Annotated in this window: 23 protein-coding genes; 15 read left to right on the top strand and 8 right to left on the bottom strand. The window is 71.8% G+C overall.

Annotated elements, in window-relative coordinates; all coding sequences use genetic code 11:
* Window positions 1-100: 100 nt before the first annotated feature.
* The 5 genes from NE236_RS40540 to NE236_RS40520 all read left to right on the top strand — a co-directional run bounded on the left by NE236_RS40540 (window position 101) and on the right by NE236_RS40520 (window position 4,312).
* A complete protein-coding gene (locus tag NE236_RS40540) occupies window positions 101-1,093 on the top strand; it encodes a hypothetical protein (RefSeq protein WP_252847615.1) in 993 nt (330 codons plus the stop codon).
* A gap of 16 nt (window positions 1,094-1,109) precedes the next feature.
* Complete coding sequence (locus NE236_RS40535) at window positions 1,110-3,059, top strand: amino acid adenylation domain-containing protein (RefSeq protein ID WP_252847614.1); 1,950 nt, start codon at window positions 1,110-1,112, stop codon at window positions 3,057-3,059.
* A gap of 78 nt (window positions 3,060-3,137) precedes the next feature.
* Window positions 3,138-3,386, top strand: a complete 249-nt coding sequence (locus NE236_RS40530; protein ID WP_252847613.1) for a hypothetical protein — start codon at window positions 3,138-3,140, stop codon at window positions 3,384-3,386.
* Between the two features lie 31 nt (window positions 3,387-3,417).
* Window positions 3,418-4,008 carry a TetR/AcrR family transcriptional regulator gene (locus tag NE236_RS40525; protein ID WP_252847612.1) on the top strand — a complete coding sequence of 197 codons (591 nt, stop codon included), beginning with the start codon at window positions 3,418-3,420 and terminating at the stop codon, window positions 4,006-4,008.
* A 4-nt stretch (window positions 4,009-4,012) separates the two neighbouring features.
* Window positions 4,013-4,312: a hypothetical protein gene (locus tag NE236_RS40520; protein WP_252847611.1), complete on the top strand. Its 300-nt coding sequence runs from the start codon at window positions 4,013-4,015 to the stop codon at window positions 4,310-4,312.
* A 105-nt stretch (window positions 4,313-4,417) separates the two neighbouring features.
* Here the strand turns inward: NE236_RS40520 and NE236_RS40515 are convergent, their stop codons facing one another.
* The gene (locus NE236_RS40515) at window positions 4,418-6,064 is read right to left on the bottom strand and encodes an FAD-dependent monooxygenase (protein ID WP_252847610.1); all 1,647 of its coding nucleotides are present in this window, start codon (window positions 6,062-6,064) and stop codon (window positions 4,418-4,420) included.
* A gap of 88 nt (window positions 6,065-6,152) precedes the next feature.
* Here NE236_RS40515 and NE236_RS40510 point away from each other — a divergent pair, with 88 nt between their 5' ends.
* Window positions 6,153-6,761: a TetR/AcrR family transcriptional regulator gene (locus NE236_RS40510; RefSeq protein WP_252847609.1), complete on the top strand. Its 609-nt coding sequence runs from the start codon at window positions 6,153-6,155 to the stop codon at window positions 6,759-6,761.
* Window positions 6,762-6,840: 79 nt separating this feature from the next.
* Here NE236_RS40510 and NE236_RS40505 read toward each other — a convergent pair whose 3' ends face one another.
* The 3 genes from NE236_RS40505 to NE236_RS40495 form a co-directional block, all read right to left on the bottom strand.
* Window positions 6,841-7,458, bottom strand: a complete 618-nt coding sequence (locus NE236_RS40505; RefSeq protein WP_252847608.1) for a hypothetical protein — start codon at window positions 7,456-7,458, stop codon at window positions 6,841-6,843.
* Window positions 7,459-7,485: 27 nt separating this feature from the next.
* Window positions 7,486-8,592, bottom strand: coding sequence for a phosphoserine transaminase (gene serC, locus NE236_RS40500; protein ID WP_252847607.1), 1,107 nt, complete (start codon window positions 8,590-8,592; stop codon window positions 7,486-7,488).
* 168 nt (window positions 8,593-8,760) lie between these two features.
* On the bottom strand, window positions 8,761-9,657 hold the full coding sequence (locus NE236_RS40495) for a LysR family transcriptional regulator (RefSeq protein ID WP_252847606.1): 897 nt from the start codon (window positions 9,655-9,657) through the stop codon (window positions 8,761-8,763).
* A gap of 106 nt (window positions 9,658-9,763) precedes the next feature.
* On the opposite strand from NE236_RS40495, the gene NE236_RS40490 reads away from it, so the two are divergent.
* Genes NE236_RS40490 through NE236_RS40480 form a run of 3 tightly spaced genes read left to right on the top strand, consistent with a single transcriptional unit; the run spans window position 9,764 to window position 12,394 of the window.
* Window positions 9,764-10,219: a nuclear transport factor 2 family protein gene (locus tag NE236_RS40490; RefSeq protein ID WP_252847605.1), complete on the top strand. Its 456-nt coding sequence runs from the start codon at window positions 9,764-9,766 to the stop codon at window positions 10,217-10,219.
* Window positions 10,216-10,896 (top strand): SDR family oxidoreductase, encoded by a 681-nt coding sequence (locus NE236_RS40485; RefSeq protein ID WP_252847604.1) that lies wholly within the window; start codon window positions 10,216-10,218, stop codon window positions 10,894-10,896. Before NE236_RS40490 ends, NE236_RS40485 begins: the two co-directional genes overlap by 4 nt.
* A complete protein-coding gene (locus NE236_RS40480) occupies window positions 10,847-12,394 on the top strand; it encodes an MFS transporter (protein ID WP_308209215.1) in 1,548 nt (515 codons plus the stop codon). The genes NE236_RS40485 and NE236_RS40480 overlap by 50 nt, the downstream gene beginning before the upstream one ends.
* A 100-nt stretch (window positions 12,395-12,494) precedes the next feature.
* On the opposite strand, the gene NE236_RS40475 is transcribed toward NE236_RS40480, so the two are convergent.
* Window positions 12,495-12,776: a hypothetical protein gene (locus tag NE236_RS40475; protein WP_252847602.1), complete on the bottom strand. Its 282-nt coding sequence runs from the start codon at window positions 12,774-12,776 to the stop codon at window positions 12,495-12,497.
* Window positions 12,777-12,850: 74 nt separating this feature from the next.
* Window positions 12,851-13,957, bottom strand: a complete 1,107-nt coding sequence (locus NE236_RS40470; protein WP_252847601.1) for a citrate synthase 2 — start codon at window positions 13,955-13,957, stop codon at window positions 12,851-12,853.
* A gap of 175 nt (window positions 13,958-14,132) precedes the next feature.
* Here NE236_RS40470 and pdxH point away from each other — a divergent pair, with 175 nt between their 5' ends.
* The 3 genes from pdxH (at window position 14,133) to NE236_RS40455 (ending at window position 17,563) form a co-directional block, all read left to right on the top strand.
* The gene (gene pdxH / locus NE236_RS40465; RefSeq protein WP_252847600.1) at window positions 14,133-14,789 is read left to right on the top strand and encodes a pyridoxamine 5'-phosphate oxidase; all 657 of its coding nucleotides are present in this window, start codon (window positions 14,133-14,135) and stop codon (window positions 14,787-14,789) included.
* On the top strand, window positions 14,786-16,111 hold the full coding sequence (locus tag NE236_RS40460; RefSeq protein ID WP_252847599.1) for an MFS transporter: 1,326 nt from the start codon (window positions 14,786-14,788) through the stop codon (window positions 16,109-16,111). Before pdxH ends, NE236_RS40460 begins: the two co-directional genes overlap by 4 nt.
* A 138-nt stretch (window positions 16,112-16,249) precedes the next feature.
* Window positions 16,250-17,563 (top strand): FG-GAP-like repeat-containing protein, encoded by a 1,314-nt coding sequence (locus NE236_RS40455; protein ID WP_252847598.1) that lies wholly within the window; start codon window positions 16,250-16,252, stop codon window positions 17,561-17,563.
* Window positions 17,564-17,617: 54 nt separating this feature from the next.
* Here the strand turns inward: NE236_RS40455 and NE236_RS40450 are convergent, their stop codons facing one another.
* On the bottom strand, window positions 17,618-18,280 hold the full coding sequence (locus NE236_RS40450; RefSeq protein ID WP_252847597.1) for a UdgX family uracil-DNA binding protein: 663 nt from the start codon (window positions 18,278-18,280) through the stop codon (window positions 17,618-17,620).
* A 163-nt stretch (window positions 18,281-18,443) separates the two neighbouring features.
* Between NE236_RS40450 and NE236_RS40445 the strand changes: the two genes are divergently transcribed.
* The 3 genes from NE236_RS40445 (at window position 18,444) to NE236_RS40435 (ending at window position 22,562) form a co-directional block, all read left to right on the top strand.
* Window positions 18,444-19,145 carry an iron-dependent transcriptional repressor DtxR gene (locus NE236_RS40445; protein ID WP_289851524.1) on the top strand — a complete coding sequence of 234 codons (702 nt, stop codon included), beginning with the start codon at window positions 18,444-18,446 and terminating at the stop codon, window positions 19,143-19,145.
* A gap of 98 nt (window positions 19,146-19,243) precedes the next feature.
* Complete coding sequence (locus NE236_RS40440) at window positions 19,244-21,478, top strand: SpoIIE family protein phosphatase (RefSeq protein ID WP_252847596.1); 2,235 nt, start codon at window positions 19,244-19,246, stop codon at window positions 21,476-21,478.
* Window positions 21,479-21,560: 82 nt separating this feature from the next.
* Complete coding sequence (locus NE236_RS40435; RefSeq protein ID WP_252847595.1) at window positions 21,561-22,562, top strand: zinc-dependent alcohol dehydrogenase family protein; 1,002 nt, start codon at window positions 21,561-21,563, stop codon at window positions 22,560-22,562.
* Between the two features lie 86 nt (window positions 22,563-22,648).
* Here the strand turns inward: NE236_RS40435 and NE236_RS40430 are convergent, their stop codons facing one another.
* Complete coding sequence (locus tag NE236_RS40430; protein WP_252847594.1) at window positions 22,649-23,266, bottom strand: class I SAM-dependent methyltransferase; 618 nt, start codon at window positions 23,264-23,266, stop codon at window positions 22,649-22,651.
* Window positions 23,267-23,313: the final 47 nt, after the last annotated feature.

Raw genomic sequence — 23,313 nt, 5'->3', positions numbered from 1 at the left:
GGCTGCTGCCGACCGTCCTGGCGGCGCTCGTGTTCGCCGTCGTCCTCGGCACGCTCCTCCATTGAGGCGGGGGCGCCGGGGCGGGTCCCCCGGTCGATCGGTGCCGGTCAGGGTGCGTACGCTCGTGGCCCTCGTGGCCGTGGGAGGGCCACTGGTGTGGGCCCTGCCCGCCCGGGCCACGGCGCCGGCCGTCCGGATCCCCGACGAAGGGGCCAAGAAGCTCTGCACGATCGACGATCCGCGCATCGACGAGTCCAGCGGACTGGGCGCGAGCCGTCGCCACCCCGGGATCGTCTACACCTTCAACGACTCGGGCGGCACGCCGCGGCTCTTCGCGCTGGGGATCGACGACTGCCGGGTCCGGGCGGCGATCACTCTCGGCGGGGCGCGCAACCGCGACTGGGAGGCGATGGCGGTCGGCCCGGACGCCCTCTACGTCGGCGACATCGGCGACAACCTCAAGGACCAGCCATACAGCACCGTCTACCGCATCCCCGAGCCGAAGACGATCCGCACCCAGACGGTCCACGCGACCGCGTACCGGATCAAGTACGAGGACGGGCCGCACAACGCCGAGACCCTCCTCGTCGACCCGCGGACGAACCGCATCTACATCGCGAGCAAGGAGTTCGGCGGATCGCTGTACGAAGGGCCGAAGAAGCTCAGCACGAGCGGCTACAACGTCATGCACCGCGTCGGTGACGCCCCGTTGTACGCCACCGACGGGGCGTTCGCGCCCGACGGGCGCACGTTCGTCATCCGCGGCTACTGGGACGCCGAGATCTATACCGCGCCCGGCAAGGAGCTCACCGGGGTCAAGGTCCCGGACCAGAAGCAGGGCGAGGGCGTCACGTACACCGCCGACGGCCGGTCGCTGCTGTTCAGCGGCGAGGGCGTACGACAACCGCTGTGGCAGGAACCGGTGCCGAAGGAGGCGCTGCCGTCGCCGACCCCATCTCCTAAGCACCGGGCGGCCCCGGCCGGCGGGAGCGGCGGCGGAATGATCACGGGCCGCACGATGCTGGGCGTAGTGATCGCCGGGGCACTCGCCCTGGCCGGTGTGGTGCTGTTCGCTCGCAGGCGAGCGTCATGACGAATGGGACGCTGACATGTCACGATCTGTTCTCGTGGACCTCGAGCTGATCGGCCTTCGGGCCCCCGTGCGGCGGTCGCGCCCCGTCGCCCCGGGCCCGTTCGCGCTGTTGTCCCTGCTGGTGGCCCTTTCGCCGATCCCTCAGCCCGCCGTGTGGATGGGGTCCGTCGTCGCGTGCAACCTCATTCCGTGGCTGCTGGGCCTGCGGGCGCGCAGCACCGGCGTCTGGCGGCTGTCCGGGACGGGCCTCGAACGCCTCGCGGCGGACGGTTCGGTGGTGGAGGCGTACGAGCGGGACCGGATCGAGGAGTTCACGGTCACCGCGGACGACGAGGTCTTGACGATCTTCCACAGGTTCGGCTCGACCACCGCGGGGACCCTCACCGAGCTGGGCTTCGACCCGCTCACCTTCTACATGACGGCCCGCAGGCTGGGTATCACCACCCACGTCGTCGACGGCGACCGTTCGGTCTTCGACGAGGGCGAACTGCCGTCGGATGACGACATGCCGCGCTCGCTCGGCCGTCGGGCCGAGCAGCGCCTGCGCGACCAGGAGGCGACCCTGCTCGCCGTCGCGCACGAGCCGCACCCGGCCGTTCTGACCGCGCCCGCCACGCTGACCACCCCGGTCGCGGGCCGCCGGCGCGCGGTGGCGCTCGGGTTCCTGCTCGCGCTGCTGGCCCTGACCATGCTCGCCCGGACCGCGCTGGAGGGCGGTCTCGGGATCGGGGACCGGATCATGGGCGGCCTCTGGGCGGTCGTCGGTGCGGTGGCGGTCCTCGGCGCCCGTCGCCGGCGGCTGACCGGCGCGCCGTTGTCGTGGTCGGTCACGCCGACCGAACTCCGCGTCCGGCACGCCACGGTCGCCGAGTGGCGGGTCCGCGCCGACCACGTCGCGGCCGTCGTCGTCGGTCCGGGCACGGCCGTCGACCCGGTGTCGGGCCGGCTGACCGGACGGCACACCGTCGCGACCGTGTTCGGGCATCGCCTGCAGGTGCTGGCGCGACTCCCGGCCGAGGGCCTGGACGTGTTCCAGCTCACGCACGCCCTCAGCGAGCGCGGCTACCAGGTCGTCACACCGGACCAGGGGGTGCGCCGGCCGTCGCAGTACGGGCTCGCGGGGCTGCCCGACATCTTCGCCCGCGTGCCCGGCGGCCGCCTCGTCGTCGACGAGGACGGGATCGGCTGGGCCGACGGCGCGGGCGACGTCATCCTGCGGATGCCGCGCGAACGCATCGGCGGCATGGAACTGCTGACCGTCGACGGCCACGCCTGGCTGCGCATGTACGACGACGACGGCGACGAGTTCCTCGCCGCGCCCCTGTCGATGCTGCGCATCTCCCGTACGGACCTGCGCGAGGCCGCGCGGCGGATGCGGTTGCCGATCACGGACGCGGAGTATGACGCCTACGTCAACGCGGCCTTCCACGGCTCCATGGGCCGCATCGAGACGGCCCTGGAGCCGTCCCCCGAGGACGACGAGGCCACGACCCTGCCGCCGGTCCAGCTGGACGTCCCGCGGCGCACGCGCGTGCTGGCGTACGCCGTCACCGCGACGCTCTGCGAGCTGGTCGCGGTGCTCGGGTCGGTCTGGCTGCGCGGCGACCTCGGCGGGTTCTGGGCCGCGCTGTCGTGGGCCGCGCCGACCGGGCTGGTCCTCGGGCTCGCGGGCACGTGGCTGTACGACCGCAACCGGCCCCAGCTGCGCATCTCCTCGTCGGGGATCTCGTCGGTGACGCGGCTCGGGCGGACCGAGTGGAGCGTGACACGGCAGGCGCTCGGCGGCGTGGGCATCGACGAGTCCGAGGCGCCGAGGCTGGTCGTGTGGAGCCCCGTCGGCCGCGTGCTGCGGCGGGTGTCCTTCCCGCCGGACCTGGGCGAGCTGCGCCGCGCCTGCGAGCGCCACGGCCTGCCCTGGGGCCCGCCCGACGCCGGCCACGCCGCCGTCCCGCCCCCCGAGCTGTGACCGGCCGCACTCTCCTCCGCTGGGGGTGTCCGGTGGATCTCCGTCCGGCTGGCGCGCACCAACGACCCGGAGATCGACGTGGTGGGCGCCGACCGCGCGCCGGTGGCCAAGGCCATCACCTGCGTCGGGTCGATCAAGTGGCTCGAGAACCGCCCGTTCGCCGGCGCGGATCTCAGTGGGCTGATCGTGCATCGGTCGAAGCTGCCGGGCGCCGACGACTCGACACCCCTGCTGGTGATCTCACGAAGCGGTGTCGACCAGGGCCTCACCGGCGTTTCGGCCTTCGGCCCGGAAGACCTCATCACCGCATGGCGGACAGACTCATGACGTTCTGACAATCTAGGTATATAGTGTCAGAATGTCTGGCTCGATGGTCGAGAAGCGGGAGCAGGTCGTGGCCGCCGCGCTCGGTGTCTTCGGGAGGTACGGGTACCGCCGTACGTCGATAGATCTCATCGCCCAAGCGGCGCGGATGTCACGGCCGGCCGTGTACCAGCACTTCAAGAACAAGGAAGAGATCTTCCGCGCGGTCGGGCAGCTGATCGGCGAGCGGGTCACGGCTGCGGCGCACGAGGCGGGAAAGGGCGGGCGTCCGGTCGCGGATCGGCTGTTCGGCGCGCTGGTCGTCAAGCTCGACCTGTTCGCGGGCACGATCGACGCCGAGTTCCGCGCGGAGCTGTTCAGCGAGGCGGCGGGCATCGCCCAGGACATCGTCCGGGCCTTCGAAGACGGCTACCGCGACGTGGTCGAGGCCGTACTCCTCGACTGCGCCGACGAACTCGACCTGCTCGGCCACGCATTGTCGGCCCGCGACGCCGCCACGCTCCTGCTCGACGCCCTGGCCGGGATCACCCAGGCCCGGGAGGAGCCGGAGATCCTGCACGCCCGGCTCCGGCAGCTCGTCGAGCTGACGGTTCGAGGCCTCACCGGCACCCCCGAGAAGAGATGATCACATGAGCCTGGTCCTGAGCTTCATGGCCGGAGTCTTCGGCGCGAACGCCACCCCGCACTTCATCAAGGGCATCACCAAGGAGCGCTTCCCCTGCGTGTTCGGCAGCGGTCCGCTGATCAACCTGGTCGCCGGCTGGGCGATGTACGTCATCGCCGCGCTGACGGCGGTCGCCGCCGACATGACCGCCCATCCCGTGCCCGACTTCTCGGCTGCCGCCGTCGGCGTTCTGGCCATGGGAGTGTTCCATGCCACCATCGGCGCCTTCGGCAGGGGCCGGCCGGCCTCGACCCCCGAGTCGTGACCCGAGCGGGCGCCGTCGCCCCCGAGTCGGCCAACGCAGGAAGCCGATCGCGGCGCCCGGCCGGTGCACGCGCCGACCGGGACACAGCACAGTGATTCCGGTGCCTCAGTGTGCTGTTGGGCGGTCGGCTCCCAGTGCCCGTCGTGTGGCGGCGGTGAGGGCGGTGAGGGCATCGGGGGCGGCGTGGGGTGTGCGCCAGGCGATCACGTGGTCGGGGCGGACCAGCAGGGCGCCGTGGTCGCTGATGCCGCAGGCGTCGGCGGGCCGTGTCATTGCTGAGGCGATCTGGCGGGGCAGGAGCGTCGCGTCGAGGAAGGCGCCGTACGGATCCAACTGGTGTGCGGCTTGTACCCAGGGGCGTCCTTCGGGTCCGGCGAGAAGCAGGTAGCGGCCGTCGCGGACCAGGTCGAGCGTGGAACCGGGCCCGTCCTGGCCGATGAGGGGCAGATGCGGCAGCCGGGTGCCGGGCTCGCCACGCCAGCGGTCCGGCTCCTCGGCCGCGGGTAGATCGGCCGGGTCGGCACCGGGCATGGGGTAGCGGTAGCCGAGGGCCACCGCTGCCTCACTGAGCAGCGGACGGTTCTCGATCGGGACCTGGGCGCGGTCGCGGGCGCGCAGCAGCGCCTGCTCCACCGTGATCCGGCCCACCGCGCGGCGCTCGGGCTCGTAGTCGTCCAGCAGCCGAGGGTCCGCGTGGCCGCGCAGGACCGAGACCAGTTTGGTGGTGAGGTTCCAGGCGTCCTGGATGCCGGTGTTGGCGCCGAAGCCGCCGGTCGGCGGGGTGACGTGCACCGCGTCGCCGAGCAGGAAGATCCGGCCGGCGCGGTAGGAGTCGGCGACCCAGCCGCCCATCTGCCAGGGGCGGCTCCCGGTGAGCGTGAAACGCGATGCCGGCAGCCCGAGCGCGCGCGAGACGATCCCACGGCACCGCTGGACATCGAACGTCGCCGGATCGGTGAGTGCGGGATCGTAGGTCACCGACACCGTCCCGCGGTCCTGTGCGGTGTTCCAGGACAGGACCGCCTGCTCGGGCGGGCCGGTGAAGGCCAGGGCGAGCCGGCGACCCTCGAGCATCTGACGCAGGTCGGCTTCGAAGCCGATCTCCATGACGTGCGCGAGCACCTCGGTGCCGCTGCGGCCGATGCCCAGGCTCTCGCGGACGGCGCTGCCGTTTCCGTCCGCGGCCAGCAGATAGTCGGCCGCCACGGTGTACGTGCTGCCGTCGGCGCGGCGTATCAGCGCCACGACCTGGTCGTCGTGCCGGCGCAGTTCGAGGAGGCGGTGGCCGAAACGCAGGTCGGCGCCGGCGGCGCGGGCGTGCGCACGGACGACCTTCTCCAGGTCGGCCTGTTTGACGAAGGCGCTGGGGCACGGCGAGACGCTGCTGAAGTCCTCCGCGGCGGGCAGCCGCCAGCGCCGCAGCTCCGGGCCGGCGAGCGAGGCGACCACCGCGGCGTGGTCGGCCGGCGGGAGGCGGCGCTGGACGGCATAGATGTCCTGGTCGGCCCCGACACAGCGGTACGTCTCCATCGTGCGCGCATAGAACAGCTTGGCGCGCAGCCGGGTCGAGACCGCGGCGTGCTTCTCGACCAGGACGGGGGTGATGCCGCGGGCGGCGAGGAACAGCGCGGCCGAAGCCCCCACGACGCTGCCGCCCACGATCAGAACGGGAACGCGGGCGGACGGCGGATCGGCAGCGACCGAAGCGGCCTCGCTGCCTGCCCGGGCGGCCGCAGTGCTGGGAACGGGCATGAGGACCTCCGCAAACGAAACAGAACAGGTCTGTTCCATTATTACCGCAAGCCAGGAGCAAACGAAACAGCCCTGTATCGTTACTACGGTGAACGCGGAACTCCAAGGCCGTCGCGGCGGGCGGCAGCGCGACCCTGCCGCCGACGCGGCCATCATCGACGCGGTCCTCGACATGGTCGCCGCCGGCGCCACCCTCACCGGCCTGTCGCTGGTGGCCATCGCCAGACAGGCCGGAGTCTCACGCAACAGCGTCTACCGGCGCTGGAAGACCAAGGACGAGCTCTACCTCGACGTACTGGAGACGATCAACGAACAACGGCCCTCGCCGACCGGCGCCGGCACCCGCGACGATCTGGCCGTCCTCCTGGATGCCCTGGCCGAGCGCGTCGTCGACAAGCGGGCCAGCAGCATGCTGCGAGCCCTCAACGCCGAGGCCGCAGCCTTCCCCCGGCTGCACAGCCGCTACTTCGAGGAGATCGTCGCCCCGCGCCGGGAAGCCATGAACCAGGTCCTGCGACGCGGCGTGGAACGAGGAGAGATCCGCCCGGACATCGACCCCGTCCTGATCTCCGAACTCCTCGTCGCACCTCTCCTCGCCCGCATGGCATCGGGCAGCACCGACCAACTCATCCCGGAACAGGCAAGCCGGCAGATCATCGACCTGGTCCTCGACGGTGCGGCGGCCCCACCGGGCTGACGGCGAAGAACGGGGCGGGACACAGCCTCGACAGGGCTCTCGCGGGCCGAACGCCGATCGAACTCTGGCGGCCGCAGGGTCAGGCCGGGCGGCGCTCGGGGCGCCTGCGCCGGCCGGCGTAGAACATCGTGGCGCCGGTCAGCACGAACAGCCCGGCCGCGATCTGCACGGTGACGCTGAGCGGCGGGTGGCCGGGCCCGTCCGGGAGCCGCGGATCGAGCAGCCCCAGCGGGTCCTTGCGGAGCGTGACCCGCTGCAGCGACTCGAAGTGGTCGTCGCAGTTCTCCTGCTCGGAGACCACGTGCTGCTCACCGGTCGGCTCGACCACCGTGCAGTACAGGTCGGCCGCCCCGCGCCGGTTGTGCCGGTCCTCGACCTTGGCGACGGTGGCGGGAGCCGGCGTGCCGAGAGTCTTCATGTACAGCTCGTAGAGGCCGGGCCCGGCGAACAGCGTCAGGGCGAGGCCGCTGCAGGAGACCACGACGGCGGCCCCGGCGCGATGCCAGACCCCGCCGGCGAGGATGGCGGCGACGGCCCAGGTCGCGAGGGCGACGATCACGCCGACGACGATGAGGCCGTGCGGATACTGGGCGAGCCACGCCCCGAGGACGAACAGCACGGGGACGGCGCAGGCCCACGTCAGGGAGCTGAACAGCCGGCGGGCGGGCGAGAGGGGCCGGTCCGCCGTGGTCGTCACGGGCGGAACAGCGCCGGGCGAACCCATCTAAAGGCGCTCGGCGATGTGGTCGATGCAGGCGGTGAGCGCCTCGATGTCGTCCGGGTCGATCGCCGGGTACATCGCGATGCGCAGCTGGTTGCGGCCCAGGCTGCGGTACGGCTCGGTGTCGACGATGCCGTTGGCGCGCAGCACCTTGGCGACCTCGGCCGCGTCGACGCCCTCGAAGTCGATCGTGCCCACGACGTTCGAGCGCTGGGCCGGGTCGGCGACGAACGGTGTGGTGTAGGAGGTCTTCTCCGCCCAGGTGTAGAGCCGTCGCGCGGAGTCGGCGCTGCGCCCGGTCGACCAGGCCAGGCCGCCCCGCTCCAGGAACCACTCGATCTGCTCGGCCATGAGCAGCAGCGTCGCGACGGCGGGGGTGTTGTACGTCTGGTCCTTGCGGGAGTTGGTCACCGCGATGGTCAGGTCGTAGAAGTCCGGGATGTATCGGCCGGACGCGGCGATCTCCTCGATCCGGGCCAGGGCGGCCGGGGACGTCAGCGCCAGCCACAGCCCGCCGTCGGAGGCGAAGCCCTTCTGCGGCGCGAAGTAGTAGACGTCGGTCTCGGTGACGTCGACGGGCAGGCCGGCCGCGCCGCTGGTCGCGTCCACGAGCACGAGCGCCGAGTCCGACGGCCGCTCGATCGTCATGGCGACGCCGGTGGAGGTCTCGTTGTGGGTGAAGGCGTGGACGTCGACGGTGTCGTCGGCCACCGGGGACGGGTGCGTGCCCGGCTCGCTCTCGATCACCGAGGGGTCGGACAGCCAGGGGGCCTTCTTCGTGACCTTCGCGAACTTCGAGGAGAACTCTCCGAACACCAGGTGCTGGGACCGCTCGCGTACGAGTCCGAACGCGGCGGCGTCCCAGAACGCCGTGGTGCCGCCGTTGCCCAGGAGCACCTCATACCCGTCGGGCAGCGAGAACAGCCGGGTCAGCCCTTCGCGGACGCGGGTCACGAGGGACTTGACCGGTCGCTGGCGGTGCGAGGTGCCGAGGTAGGTCGCGCCGGACGCGGCGAGGGCGGCCACCTGCTCGGGACGGACCTTCGACGGCCCGGAGCCGAAGCGGCCGTCGGCGGGCTTGAGGCCGTCGGGGATCACGATGTCGGTCACGTGCAGCAGCGTAGTTGAGCCGCAGAGTCATGCACGGGACCTTTCCAGAGCTTGAGACGCCGCGTGTCAGCGCCGGCGCGGCGCCCAGGCGGCCGAGTCACGGAAGGAGACGGGCTTCGGTCGCCGCCGGCCCTTGACCGACGTGTTGAGCGGGGGCCGGATCGACGCTCAGTGTGGGGCCGGTGGCGGGGTGAGGAGGGCGTCGATGAAGTCGCGGATGACGGTGCGGTGGTCGTCGGGACGCCAGGCGAGGGCGAGTTCGCTGGGAGACAGGCCGGTGACGGGTATGGCGTGGACTCCAGGTCGCCGGTAGATGGCGGCGTTGCCGGAGGCGAGTAGCACGATGCCGCTGCCTTCTTCTATGGCGGTGAAGGTTTCGTCGGCGTTGGAGACGGTGGCGCCGATCCGGGGCGGACGGCCGCCGCGGTGGTCGAGGGCGAGCCAGTAGTCGCGGAGCGTTCCTGCGCTGTCCGGGAGTGCGAGGAACGGTTCGTCAAGGAGCTCGGTGAAGTCCACCTCCTCGCAGGCGGCGAGCCGGTGGTCGCCGCGGAAGGCGACCCACCGCGGTTCGCGGGCGACCACTTTGGTGTTGAAGGCGTCCTGGTTCGGGATGGGAAGCCAGACGAACGCCACGTCGACGTCACCGTTAGCCAGGCCGACGCTGGCGTCGTCCCAGTTGACCTGGCGCATCCGGAGCCGCCAGTTCGGGCGCCGTTCGGCGAAGCGCTGCCGCAGGGTCGGAAGCAGGCCCCTGCCCAGGCTGGTGGACAGCCCGACGGTGAGGAGGGCCGCTTGGGCGGCGGCGGCGTCGCTCACCGTACGCTGGGCCTCGTCCCAGGAGCGGATCAATTCCCGCGCGGCGGTGAGCAGAGCCTGCCCGGGTTCGGTGAGCGTCACCGAACGCCGGTCCCGTTGGAACAGCTTCACCCGTAGCTGATCTTCGAGCTGCTTGATCTGCTTGCTGAGCGCGGGCTGGGAGACGAACAGTCGCTCTGCGGCCCGGGTGAAGCTGAGCTCCTCGGCAATGGCGACGAAGTACCGCAGGTCGCGGAGGTGAGCGTCCATAACGCATGGCTATCACAGCGGATATTGGACGCGCCGGATCATTTCGCCTGATGATCACTTATGTCCGACCCGAGCGGACGGAGTGACGATGACGAGGAGTGAAAGCATGAGCCTGGTTGAAGACCGTCTTGCGATCATCGAGACCTGCACGCGCATGGGCTGGCACGCCGACCAGCGCGAGTGGGGCAAGCTGGCGGGCGTGTTCGCGGACAAGGTGACGCTGGACTACACCAGCCTGAACGGCGGCGAAGCCGCCGAGCTGACCCCCGACCAGATCGTCGACGCCTGGTCCGGACTGCTGGGCGCTTTCGACGCCACCCAGCACCTGATCACCAACCACCTGGTGACCGTCGAGGGCGACACCGCGGTCTGCACCGCCTCCTTCCAGGCCACGCACCGGCTGGCGAACCCGTTCGGCTCGCCGCTGTGGACGCTGGGCGGCACCTACCGCTTCGATCTGCTCCGTGCCGAGGACGGCTGGCGGATCAGCGGTGTGGTGATGACCGCGACCTGGGCCGACGGCAACAAGGACCTCATGGCCCTGGCCGCCGAAAAGCGATGATCTCGCTGGTCACCGGCGCCAACCGAGGCATCGGCCTGGAAGTCTGCAGGCAACTCGCCGCCCTCGGCCACACCGTCCTGCTCACCGCCCGCTCCCCGGACGCGGCCACGGCCGCAGCGGACGGGCTCGGCCCGACAGTGCATCCGCTACGGCTGGACGTCACCTCCGACGACGACGCCTCGATGGTGGCGCGAGAGGTCGCTGAGCGGTTCGGCCGGCTGGACGTGCTGGTCAACAATGCCGCCATCACCTACGACACCTGGCAGCGGGCCGCCACCGCCGATCTGCGGGTCGTACGCCAGGCGGCCGAGACCAACCTCTACGGCCCCTGGCGCATGGTTCAGGCCCTGCTGCCGCTGCTGCGCAAGAGCGCCCACGCGAGGGTCGTCAACGTGTCGAGCGAGGCGGCTTCGCTGACCAACATGGGCGGCGGCACCCCCGCCTACAACGCCTCCAAGGTCGCCCTCAACGCCCTCACCAGAATGCTCGCCGCCGAACTGCGCGCCGAAAAGATCCTGGTCAACGCCGTCTGCCCGGGCTGGGTCGCCACCGATATGGGCGGCCCCGGCGGCCGCCCGGTCACAGAAGGAGCGGCCAGCGTCGTTTGGGCCGCCACCCTGCCGGACCATGGCCCGACCGGAGGCTTCTTCCGCGACGGTCGCCCCTTGCCCTGGTAAGGGCACCCGCCCGGTCCCCACCCCGGCCCCACTTCATCCTGAACCGGAAATCATGACCACTTCACCTCGACGCTCTGAACCGGAAACCATGACCACTGGCACCTCGAGGCGAGCCGCGGCCGTCGACACCGTCTCCTCCCCGGCTTCCCGGACCGGTATGACGTTGCTGGCGGCCGCACTCGGCTTTTTCATGATCACCTTGGATGCGACCGTGGTGAACGTCGCGCTGCCGACCATCGGGCGGCAGTTCGGCGGCGGCATCACCGGCCTGCAGTGGGTGGTCGACGGCTACACCCTTGCCTTCGCCGCGCTCCTGCTGTCGGCGGGCGCGCTCTCCGACCGCCTCGGCGCATCCCGCTGCTTCGCCGCCGGACTCACCGTCTTCACTCTCGCCTCCGCGGGATGCGGACTCGCCCCCACCTTGCCTGCCCTGCTGGCGGCCCGGGTGGTCCAAGGGGCCGCGGCGGCTCTCATGATGCCCGCGTCCTTGGCGCTGATCCGCCAGGCCTACCAGCAGGACGCCGCCCGTGCGAGGGCGATCGCGACCTGGACGGCGGCCGGCGGCGCGGCCGTCGCCGCCGGCCCCGTCTTCGGTGGCGTGCTCACCAGCGGACTCGGCTGGCAGGCCATCTTCTTCATCAACCTCCCCGTCGGTGCGGCGGCGCTGGCGACGCTCACCCGCGCGCCACGATCCAGCCCCAGACCCGTCCCGCTCGACTTGGCCGGGCAGGTCGCCGCGGTGACCGCCCTGGTGGCGCTCACCTTCGCGGTGATCGAGACCGGTCAGGACGGCTGGACCTCACCCGTGGTGGCCGCAGCACTGGCTGGATTCGTGCTGGCCGCCGCCGCCTTCGTCCTCATCGAGGCACGGACAAGGAATCCGATGGTCCCGCTCGGCCTGTTCCGGTCCCGGGCCGTATCGATCACCGCTGTCATCGGCCTGGTCCTGAACTTGACCTTCTACGGGCTGGTCTTCGTCCTGAGCCTGTACTTCCAGCAGGTCCGCGGCCAATCCGTGCTCACCGCCGGACTGATGTTCGTCCCCATGACCGCGTTGATCACCGTCGCCAATCTGACCGCCGGAAGGCTCACCGCCCGGTACGGCCCACGTCTCCCACTGGCCGGTGGTCAACTTCTACAGGTCACCGGATTCCTCGCCCTGATCGGTGTGGGACCGCACACCTCCACCATGACCCTGCTGGCCCTGTTGATCCCCATCGGCATCGGCGCCGGACTGTCGGTCCCGCCCCTGACCTCCACCCTCCTCCAGGCCATCAGCGCCAACCGAGCCGGGACCGCCTCCGGACTGCTCAGCTGTGCCCGCCAGATCGGCGGAGCACTCGGCGTGGCCCTCTTCGGCGCACTCATCGCCGGAGAAGGCAGCGCGACCTTCCTGACCGGACTGCACACCAGCGCCCTCATCGCCACCGCCGCACTACTGGCCACCAGCGCCGCAACGCTCACCCTCATGCGCACCACACGGCCTGCGGGTCTGTAAGGCGGCATCGAACCCTCACCAGGACCTCCGGATGAGTTCGGAGCGTTTCGGGCGCGTAGTGTCGTTGATCGCGATTCCATAACGGGTCGGCCGCCGCGTGTCAGCGCCGGCGCAGCGCCCAGGCCACCAGCCCCACCAGGCCGAGCGCGCATCCCACGGACACGGTCGCCGGGTAGAGCCACGGCCGGCCCGAGCGGTGGGCGTCCAGCGCCGCGCCCCCGGAGTCGTACGACAACAGCGCGAGGCCTCCGGCCATCACCCAGGCGATGAACCTCCAGGAGGTCGCGTCGCGCCGCCCGGCGCGCTCCCGCCGCTCGCGTTCGTACCGCAGCAGCTCTGCGTCGCGCTCGTCGGGCTCCTCGTCGCGGGGACCGGTGTACATGCCACCCATCCTCCCTCCCGCCCGAAACGGCCCGTGGTGCCGGAGCATCACGGGCCGTACGGAGCGGAACGCCTTCAGTGCTTGTCGAGCACCTCGGAGGCGCCGTCCACGTCGGTGGCCGGACGGGAGGCCGGGCCGATGTAGTGGGCGCTCGGCCGGACCAGACGTCCGGTGCGCTTCTGCTCCAGGATGTGCGCCGCCCAGCCCGCCGTACGGGCGCAGGTGAACATGGCGGGCATCATGTGCGGCGGAACCTCGGCGAAGTCGAGGATGACCGCGGCCCAGAACTCCACGTTCGTCTCGATCGGACGGTCGGGACGACGCTCCCGCAGCTCGGCCAGCGCGGCGTCCTCCAGCGCCTTGGCCGCCTCGTAGCGGGCCGCGCCCAGCTCCCTGGCAGTCCGGCGGAGTACGCGGGCGCGCGGGTCCTCGGCGCGGTAGACGCGGTGGCCGAAGCCCATCAGGCGCTCGTGGTTGTCGAGGATGTCGGTCACGACCTTGCGGGCGTCACCGAGCTGCTCGACCTTCTCGATCATCGGCAGGACGCGCGCCGGAGCACCGCCGTGCAGCGGGCCGGACATCGCGCCGATCGCACCGGAGATCGACGCCGCCACGTCGGCGCCGGTGGAGGCGATGACGCGGGCGGTGAACGTGGAGGCGTTCATGCCGTGCTCGGCGGCCGAGACCCAGTACGCGTCGATGGCCTTGACGTGCTTGGGGTCCGGCTCACCGCGCCAGCGGATCATGAACCGCTCGGTGATCGTCCGACCTTCGCCGACACGGCTCTGGGGGACCATCGGCAGGCCGAGGCCACGCGCGCTCTGCGCAACGAACGACAGGGCCGTCACGGACGTACGGGCGAGGTCCTCGCGGGCCTGCTCGTCGCTGATGTCCAGCAGCGGGCGCATGCCGTACGCCGGTGCGATGATCGGCAGCGCGCTCTGGACGTCCACGCGGACGTCACCGGAGTGCACCGGAAGAACGTGCGGCTCGGCCGGAGCCAGCCCGGGGGTGAAGCTGTTGTCGACCAGCAGCCCCCACGCGTCACCGAAGGAGACGCGGCCAACGAGATCTTCGATGTCGACTCCCCGGTATCGGAGAGCCCCGCCCTCCTTGTCCGGTTCCGCGATCTCAGTCTCGAAGGCCACAACACCCTCGAGGCCGGGTTTGAAGTCGGACATGTTCTGTCCTGCCTTTCGTCCCCTTGATGTACAGACGCCAACTGGTAATTGAACCGCTTCATCCGCCGTGAGCCGTACCCGGGGGGGTGTGAGATGCGCAATTCTTTCCGTTTGGGCAACTCTCGCGGGAACCTTGTCGCGTCGTCCATGGTCCCTCGCGAGAGGATGTCCTGTCGTGGAGCATCATGATGTCGCGGCCATCCGAGAGTCCTACGCCGGCGCGGGCCTGCACGCCCGAGACCTCGCGGCCGACCCGCTGACCCAGTTCGGAACGTGGTTCACCGACGCCGTCGGGGCGGCGTTGCCCGAGCCCAACGCGATGGTGCTGAGCACCGTCGACGCCGACGGGAGGCCGAGCGCACGGACGGTCCTGCTCAAGGGGTACGGTCCCGAGGGCTTCCGCTTCTTCACCAACCATCGCTCCCGGAAGGCGCGGGCGATCGCCGCCGATTCCCGGGTGGCCCTGCTGTTCCCGTGGCACCCGATGCGCCGGCAGGTGATCGTCGAGGGGACCGCCGAGCGCCTGTCACGCGAGGAGTCGGCCGAGTACTTCCGGACCCGGCCCCGCGGCTCGCAGCTCGGGGCCTGGGCGAGCGAGCACCAGTCCGCGGTCGTGTCCGGCCGCGCCGAGCTGGAGAGCCGGTACGCCGAGCTGGCGGAGCGGTGGCCGGACGAGGTGCCGATGCCGGACTTCTGGGGCGGCTACCGGGTGATGCCGACGAGTGTCGAGTTCTGGCAGGGGCGTCCGGACCGCCTGCACGACCGGCTCCGCTACCGCCGTGCGGACCCCGGCGAACAGGGCGAATGGGTCATCGAGAGACTTAGGCCGTGAGTTCAACCCCCGATCCCCCCTCCCCGGACCTGGACCCCACCGCGGACGCCGCCCCGTCCGCGGCTCCGCGCGGCGCACGGTCGACGCGCCTCGGCGGGCTGGCGCGGCGGACCGCCATCGACACGCGCCCGCTTCGGCATCCGGCGTACCGGCGGCTCTGGATCGGGCAGGCGGTGTCGTACACCGGCTTCGCGCTCACCTCGGTGGCCATCTCCGTCCAGGTGTATGACCTGACGAAGTCCTCGTTCTGGGTCGGGATGCTCGGCCCGGCCAACCTGATCCCACTGATCGTCTTCGGGCTGTGGGGCGGCGCGGTCGCCGACGCCATGGACCGCCGGCGGCTGCTCATCCTGGCGTCACTGATCACGTGGGTCTCCACCCTGGGCCTGCTGGCGCAGGCGCTCTTCCGCGTCGGGAGCGTCCCGCTGATCATCGGGCTGGTCGTGGTGCAGGCGGTCGGGTTCGCCGTCACCTCGCCGACCCGCGGCGCGGTCATCCCGCGCCTGCTGCCGACGACGCTGGTACCGGCGGCCAACACCCTCAACTTCACCGCCTCGCAGGTCGCCACCTTCATCGGCCCGATGCTGGCGGGCGTCGTGGTCGGGCACGGCGGCTACGCCGTGGCGTACGGCATCGACGCCGCGCTGTTCACCGTCGGGCTGTACGCCGCCATCCGCCTGCCGTCGATGCCTCCGTTGGGCGACGAGACGGGGCGGCCCGGGCTGCGCTCGGTCATCGAGGGTCTGCGCTTCCTCACCACCCGGCCGGTGCTGATGATGTCGTTCGTCGTCGACATCATCGCGATGGGCGTCGCGATGCCGCGCGCGCTGTTCCCGGAGGTCGCCGACACCCGCTTCGGCGGCGAGGAGGCCGTCGGCTGGCTGATCGCGGCGATCGCCGTCGGCGCCGTCATCGGCGGCCTGCTGTCCGGCTGGATCGGCCGCATCCGGCGCCAGGGCATCGCCCTGATCGCCGTCATCGCGGCCTGGGGCCTGGCCGTCGCCGCGGCGGGGCTCGCGCACTCGCTGTGGCTCGCCGTCCTGTTCCTCGCCCTCGGCGGCGCGGCCGACCTCGTGTCGGCGGTGTTCCGGCAGACGATCCTGCAGACGTACGCCCCGGACGAGATGCGCGGACGCCTCCAGGGCGTGTTCACGGTCGTCGTCGCGGGCGGTCCCCGGCTGGGAGATCTCCGCGCCGGAGCCGTGGGCGCCGCGATCGGAGCGACCGCGTCCTGGGTCGGCGGCGGCCTCGCCTGCGCGATCCTCGTCGTCCTCGTCGGGCTGGCGGTGCCGTCCTTCCGCGGTTACACCGCCGACCGGTAGACGGGGCGGGGGCCCGGGACGGGGCCGAAAGGATCTTGAGGAGACTCGCCGGGACAGGGCATTGCCCCAGCGCGACCGGCGCACTACCGTTCGCACCGCCCACGTGATCTTCCGTACCCGCCCGGAACCGAGGACTTCATGCAGCGACGCCTGCGAGCGGCGACGACGCTCGCCCTGATCGGCCTGCCCGCGGCACTGAGCGCGGCCCCCGCCCACGCCGCCGCGCCCACCCCATGGTCCGCCGCTCGCACGCCCGGGGTCGCCGCCCGGACGCCGGGCGTCGCCGATGTCAACGGCGACGGCTACGGCGACCTGGCGATCGGAGCGCCGGCCGCGACCGGCGGCGGCAGGGTGGCCGTCGTGTACGGCTCGCGCGGCGGCGCCGACGTCAAGCACCATCAGGTCCTGGCCCCGCTGCGGTCCGGGGGAGCGTTCGGCACCGCGGTCGCGACCGCGGACTTCGACGGCGACGGGCACGCCGACCTGGCGGTGGGCGCTCCCGGTCGCGGCACCATCGAGATCTTCACCGGGAGCCGTTCTGGCCTGAGCCGCCGGGCCGTCCTGACCCCCGGAGACGGGGCGGGCCGGGCCCTCGCGGTCGGGGACGTCGACCACGACGGGCACCCCGATCTCCTGGTGGCGGGGAACTCCGCGCTCCTCGTCGTCGGGTTCGCCACCGGCGACGCGAAGGTCGTCGCCACGATCAAGGGCCGGGCCGCCCGGCGCGTGGCGATCGCGGCCGGGGACGTGAACGGCGACGGGTACGCCGACGCGGCCTGGAACGCCGACGGCCGCCTGCGCCTCCTCCACGGCTCGAAGACCGGGCTGCGCACGGCGCCGGTGACGGCGAGCGTGGGCGCCACCGGCGGCGTCGCGATCGGGGATGTGGGCGGCGACCGTCGCGGGGACGTCGTCGCGGGCGACCCCGCAGGGGCACACGGCGGGCTCGTGAAGATCTACCCCGGCGGTGACCTGCGGCACCCCCGTTCGTACGGGCAGGACTCCAGCGGCGTCCCAGGGAAGGGCGAGACGGGCGACGAGTTCGGCGCGGCGGTCGCCGCGCGCGACGTCGACGGCGACGGGCGCGCCGAGGTGGTCGTCGGCGCGCCGGGTGAGGACATCGGGAAACGACGGAACGCCGGTGCCGTGACCGTCCTGCGCGGGAACGCCGGCTGGCGGCTCGGCGCCGGCTCCTCGTCGTTCAGCCAGAACACCGAGGGCGTGCCGGGCGTCTCCGAGAGCGGCGACCGGTACGGCGGCGCGCTGTCCCTCGCCGACCTCGACGGCGACACCCGCCTCGACCTGGCCGTCGGCACCCCCGGCGAGAACGGCGGCGACGGAGGTGTCTCGATCTACCCCGGCCAGGGCATCGCGGGGATGATGGTCTTCGGCGGCAAGTCCGCCGGCGTGTCCGCGGCCAAGGCCGGCTTCGGCGCCTCCCTGGCGGGCTGACCGCGCAGGCGAGCAGGGTGAGGAGACCCCGGGTCACCAGGCCCGGGGGATTCTTCAGGGCCGGGTGGCCGGCTGCAGGACCTCGGCGGCGACCTTCAGATCCGAGACCAGACCGGCGTACGCCGCGTCGCGGTCGTCGGCGCGCAGTACGGCCGACGGGTGGACGGTCGGGACGTAGAAGCCGTTCTGCGTGGCCGACTCGTCGTCCAGCGGCGGGCGCGGGATCAGCTGGCCGCGTTGCCTCGTGACGCGGAAGGACGGGCCGAGCAGCGCCTTGCCCGCCGTGGCGCCGAGAACGACGATCACCTCCGGGTCGATGATGCGCAACTCGGCGGTGAGCCACGGCCGGCACGCCGAGATGTGGGTGGCGTCCGGCGTCTGGTGGATGCGGCGCTCGCCCGCTCCGGACTGGCTGAACCGGAAGTGCTTGACCGAGTTGGTGACGTAGGCGTCACCGCGCTCGATGCCCGCCTCGGCCAGCGCCTTGTCCAGCAACCGGCCGGCCGGCCCCACGAACGGTGCGCCCTGGCGGTCCTCCTGGTCACCGGGCTGTTCGCCGACCAGGACCACGCGCGCGGCCGGGCCGCCCGACCCGAGCACGGCCTGGGTGGCGTCCGCGTACAGGTCGCAGCCCCGGCAGTCCTGGACGGAGCGGCGCAGGCCGTCGAGATCCGCCCCGGCCGGGACGTAGTGTTCGGCTCCTTCGAAACGTGTCATCGCGCGCTCAATCTACCCGGCGAGGGGGTCCGAACCCGGCGGGGAAGAGCACGTCCGCGCGGGACGTTTCGAAGAAAGAGAAGAAGTGGATCGCCCCCCTGCCGCCGTCGGTTCCCCAACCGTCGCTGATCCGCCGTAGCATGGGGCGAGACTGGAGGAAGCCTTGACCGCACACGGCTTGATCGACACCACGGAGATGTACCTCCGTACGATCTTCGAGCTCGAAGAGGAGGGCATCGTCCCGCTTCGCGCGCGCATCGCCGAGCGGTTGTCACAGAGTGGTCCGACGGTCAGCCAGACGGTCGCGCGGATGGAGCGCGACGACCTGGTCAAGGTCGAAGGCGATCGCCACCTGGAGCTCACCGACACCGGTCGGTCCCTGGCCGTCCGGGTCATGCGCAAGCACCGGCTCGCCGAATGCCTGCTCGTCAACGTCATCGGGCTGCCCTGGGAAGACGTCCACGTCGAGGCCTGCCGCTGGGAGCACGTCATGTCCGAGGAGGTCGAGCGGCGGCTGGTCAGCCTGCTCGACGGCCCGTCGACGTGCCCGCACGGCAATCCGATCCCCGGTCTGACCGAGTTGGGCGCCGACGCCGAGGCACCGGCCGGGGAGCCGCTGGCGCTCATGACCGAGGTCGCGACCGTGACCGGGGTGCCGGTGGTCGTTCAACGCATCAGCGAGCAGGTCCAGGGCGACCGCGCGCTGATGCTCCAGCTCAAGGAGATCGGGATTCAACCGGGACGAGAGGTGACGCTTGCGGCCGCCGACGACGGTATCCGGGTGACGTGTGACGACGCAGCCGATAGTCCGTCCATCGAGATTCCACACCGTGTGGCCGCTCACGTCTTCGTGTCGAAGCGCTGAGTTGCCGGTTCCACGTATCCCGGCGCGGTGTTCGTCGTTCAATAGGTCGGGGGACCGTATTCGGGGGGCCGCGTGAGCGTTCGCAAGGTGACAGGCCCATGAAGCGTTGGGGTGACTCGCCCGTCGACGCGCTGCTGCCGCCGAAGACCGTGCTGGACGCCGCGGAGATGGCGGTCATCGTCTGCGACCGCTTCGGCAACGTCATCTACACCAACGCGTTCACCGAGACCCTGCTCGGTTACGGCGGCCCGGAGTACATCGGCCGGTCGTGGCTGTCCCTCGGCGTGGCCGAGGAGGATCACGAGCAGGCCAAGGATCTGGGTCGGCGCGTCCTGCGCGGCGGGGTCTGGGAGGGCACGTTCTGCAACGTCCGGGTCGACGGCAGCACGGTCTACACCCGGGCGTACGCCGTGCCCCTGCGGCACCCCTCCGGGGGCGTCGAGGGCCTGGTGATCTTCGCTCGGGAGGCGTTGCGCAGCAACCAGCGCGACCAGGACCGCTACGGCCTGCTCGAGCGGATCGGGGAGCGGCTCGCCGGCTCGCTGGAGCTGCAGCAGACGCTGCGCCGCGTCGCCGACACGCTCATTCCCCAGTTCGCCGATCACTGCTTCATCGACCTGTTCAGCGGTGACAAGCTCTTCCGCCGGGTGTCCCGGCACGGGGGCGGCTTCACCCCGCCGCCGGGCACGTGGGCGGAGGTCGGCGAGACCGTCGAGTATCCCCCCGGCCACTTCTGCGCGAAGGCCATGGCACGCCGCGACGCGGTGCTGATCGAGGACGTCGTCGCCGACCGGATGAAGGCGCCGCACCCGGCGAGCAAGCGGCTCGGCGACGAGGTCGGCGTGACGTCGATCGTCGCCGCTCCGCTGCTGGCGCGCGGAGAGCTGCTCGGTGTGATGAGCCTGGCCCTGTCCAGCATCAGCGTCCGGCCCGATCCGCACTACGACGGGTTCGACCGCGACCTCATCGGCGCCATCGCGAGCCGGGTGGCGCTCGCGATCGACAACGCGATGCTGTTCGAGGAGGAGCGCGAGACCGCCCTGGCGTTCCAGAAGCAGCTCCTGCCGGGCGACCGGCCACCGCCCCTCGACGGGCTGGAGATCGCCTGGCGCTACGAGCCGGCCCGCCCCCTCGAGTCGCACGGCCAGGGCATCCAGACCCAGGTGGGCGGCGACTGGTACGACGTGATCCCGCTGTCGGCGGGCCGGGTGGGCCTGGTCATCGGCGACGTCGAGGGCAGGGGCGCCCGAGCCGCCGCCGTGATGGGGCAGCTGCGGGCGGCGCTGCGCGCGTTCGCGCAGGACGACAAGCCCCCGGCCGACATCCTGACCAAGCTGGACGAATGGGTGCGCACGATGAACACCCCGGTCCGCTACGCCAACGGGGCCACGCCCGAGGCGCCGGAGACGCCGCTCGTGTCCGTCACGTACTTCGTCTACGACGCCTGGTCACGGCACCTCTCCTTCGCCAACGCGGGACACCAGCCTCCGCTGCTCATCCTCGACGGCGAGGTGGGCGAGCTGGAGGCCAGCGGCAGGGGCGCCATGCTCGGCGTTCGCCAGCCGGGCGTGGGCGGCGACATCCGGTACGAAGAGGAGACCCGCGAGCTGCCACCCGGCAGCACCCTGGTCCTCTACACCGACGGGCTGATCGAGCGCCGGCCCAAGGACGACGGCGACTACCAAAGCCGCGAGCAGGCGCGCGAGCTGCTGTACGAGGCGGTCCGCAAGGCGGCACGGGGCGACGTCGAGTCGATCGCCAACGCGGCGTTCGACGCCGTCCCCGGCGACATCGACGACGACGTGGCCATCGTCGTCGTCCGCACCTCGCCGAACCGCCTTCACGTCGAGGAGCGCACGTTCCCCGCCGAGCCCATCATGGTCTCGGAGGCCCGTCGCCTGGCCGCCGAGACGTTCGCCGACTGGGGCATGCTGGACGAGCAGTCCGACTTCGCCTGCCTGCTGGTCTCCGAAGTGGTTACCAACGTCGTGCTGCACGCGGCCAACACCCCGGCACCCCGGCGCGAGTTCGTCCTCGAGGGGGCATTGGGTCTCGACGGGCCGGGCGGTTTCGAGGACCCGTGGGACATGCCCGACCTGGGTCGGCGCGAGCCCGCCACCAAGGAGTTCACGCTCCGGCTCCGGCGCGGCGAGAAGGCCGTCTGGGTCGAGGTGCTGGACAAGGACATGCGCCTGCCCCGCATCCGGAGCGCCGGCGAGACCGACGAGGGCGGCCGTGGCCTCTACCTCGTCGACCAGCTCGCCGCCCGCTGGGGCTCCCGCCCGACCAGCGACGGCAAGGCGGTGTGGTTCGAGATCCCGCTGAAGTCCTGAAGCGGGGGTAGGGCGGTGGCCCGCGGACTCCCGGCACGCCGACCGGCGGTGACCCCTCGGCCGCGCTGGTTAGGGTGGAGGAGTGCTGGCGTGGGAGGTAGGGGAGCCTGGGCCGATCAAGACCGGGCCGCTGCGGGCGATCGACCGGCCGGTTCCCGAGCCGGGGCCCGGCGAGGTGCTCGTGCGCGTGCGCGCCTGCGGGGTGTGCCGGACGGACCTGCACGTCGCCGAAGGGGACCTGCCGCCGCACCTGCCCGGTGTGACGCCCGGCCACGAGATCGTCGGCGAGGTGGTGACCCCCGGAGACCGGTTCGCGGCGGGGGACCGGGTCGGTGTGGCGTGGCTGCGCCGCACCTGCGGCAGGTGCGCGTACTGCCGGCGCGGTGAGGAGAACCTCTGCCCCCGCTCGGTCTACACCGGCTGGGACGCGCACGGTGGGTACGCCGAGTTCGCGGTCGCCCCCGAGGCGTACATCTATCCGCTGCCCGGCGACCGGGCCGACGCCGAGCTGGCGCCGCTGCTGTGCGCCGGGATCATCGGGTACCGCGCGCTGCGCAGCGCCGCGCTGCCCCCGGCCGGCCGGCTCGGCATCTGGGGCTTCGGCGGGTCGGCGCATCTGGCCGCGCAGGTCGCCATCGCCCAGGGCGCCGTGGTCCACGTGTTCACGCGCGCGGCGGCGGCCCGTACGCTGGCGCTCGAGCTCGGTGCGGCGTCGGCACAGGACTCGTTCGACCCGAGCCCGGAGCCGCTCGACTCGGCGATCATCTTCGCGCCCGCCGGCGAACTGGTCCCGGCCGCCCTCGAACGCCTCGACCGCGGCGGCACCCTCGCCATCGCGGGGATCCACCTCACGGACATCCCGGTGCTGAACTACCAGGCCCAGCTGTTCCAGGAGCGCCGGCTCCGCAGCGTGACCGCGAACACCCGGGCGGACGGCGAGGAGTTCCTCCGGCTGGCCGACCGGCTGCGGCTCAAGGTCACGGTCACGCCCTATCCCCTGACCGAGGCGGACTGCGCGCTGGCGGACCTGGCCGCCGACCGGGTCAACGGAGCGGCGGTGCTGGTTCCACCCGGCCTCCGCTGACCGACTCGGCCGTGAGGCGCAGCGTGCCGGTGCGGGCTACCGGCTGACCGGCTCGGCCGTACAGCCCAGCGGTGCCGGGGTGTTGCTCAGGTCCGGCTCGCGCGGGCGGGCTCGGCGGCGACGTAGGCCCATGACTGGGTGAACCACAGCTCCCGGCCGATCAGGCGCGGGCGGGCCCCGGTCTTCGGGCCGCCGTCGAGCTCGGCGGTCAGCTCATTCCGGATCCGGTCGCCGTCATCGACGTCGGCGAGCCACGGGTCGATCGGGCGCTCGATCGTGAACACCTCGAGTCGGCGCGTCTCACCCCCGGCCTCCCGGACCAGGTCCATCAGCTCGCGGAACGTGCGCGTCGCCGTACGGGCCGGGTCGCGGAGGCGTTCGAGGCGTCCGCTGTCGCCGCCACGGGTCCGTACGAGGTCGGAGATGACGAGCCGTCCGGCGCAGACGCCGAAGAGCCGCTGGATCAGGGCGACGGGGTCGGTGTCCGGCGTGGGAGTCAGGCAGGCGGTGATGAGCGTGAACGGTCCTTCGGGTACGGACGCAGCGTCCGCGCTGGTCACATGGCGGACCCACGGGTTGAGAACATCCGAGGTGCCGCAGTCGAGGTCGAGGCAGGTGTCGTCGAGGCGAGGCTCGGCGAAGTCCACAAGCCTGCGCAGGTGACAGGCGGCTTCGCTGAGCGCGTGCGCGCTGGCTTGTGGCATCGATGTCTCCCGGCAAAAGAGTGCTCCGTACGCGGTATGACGTCTCA

Origin of the sequence: Actinoallomurus purpureus (assembly GCF_024055795.1) — a bacterium.
GTDB lineage: Bacteria > Actinomycetota > Actinomycetes > Streptosporangiales > Streptosporangiaceae > Actinoallomurus > Actinoallomurus purpureus.
The sequence above is the reverse complement of the archived record's forward strand: the minus strand, read 5'-3'. Positions and strand labels throughout refer to the sequence as shown.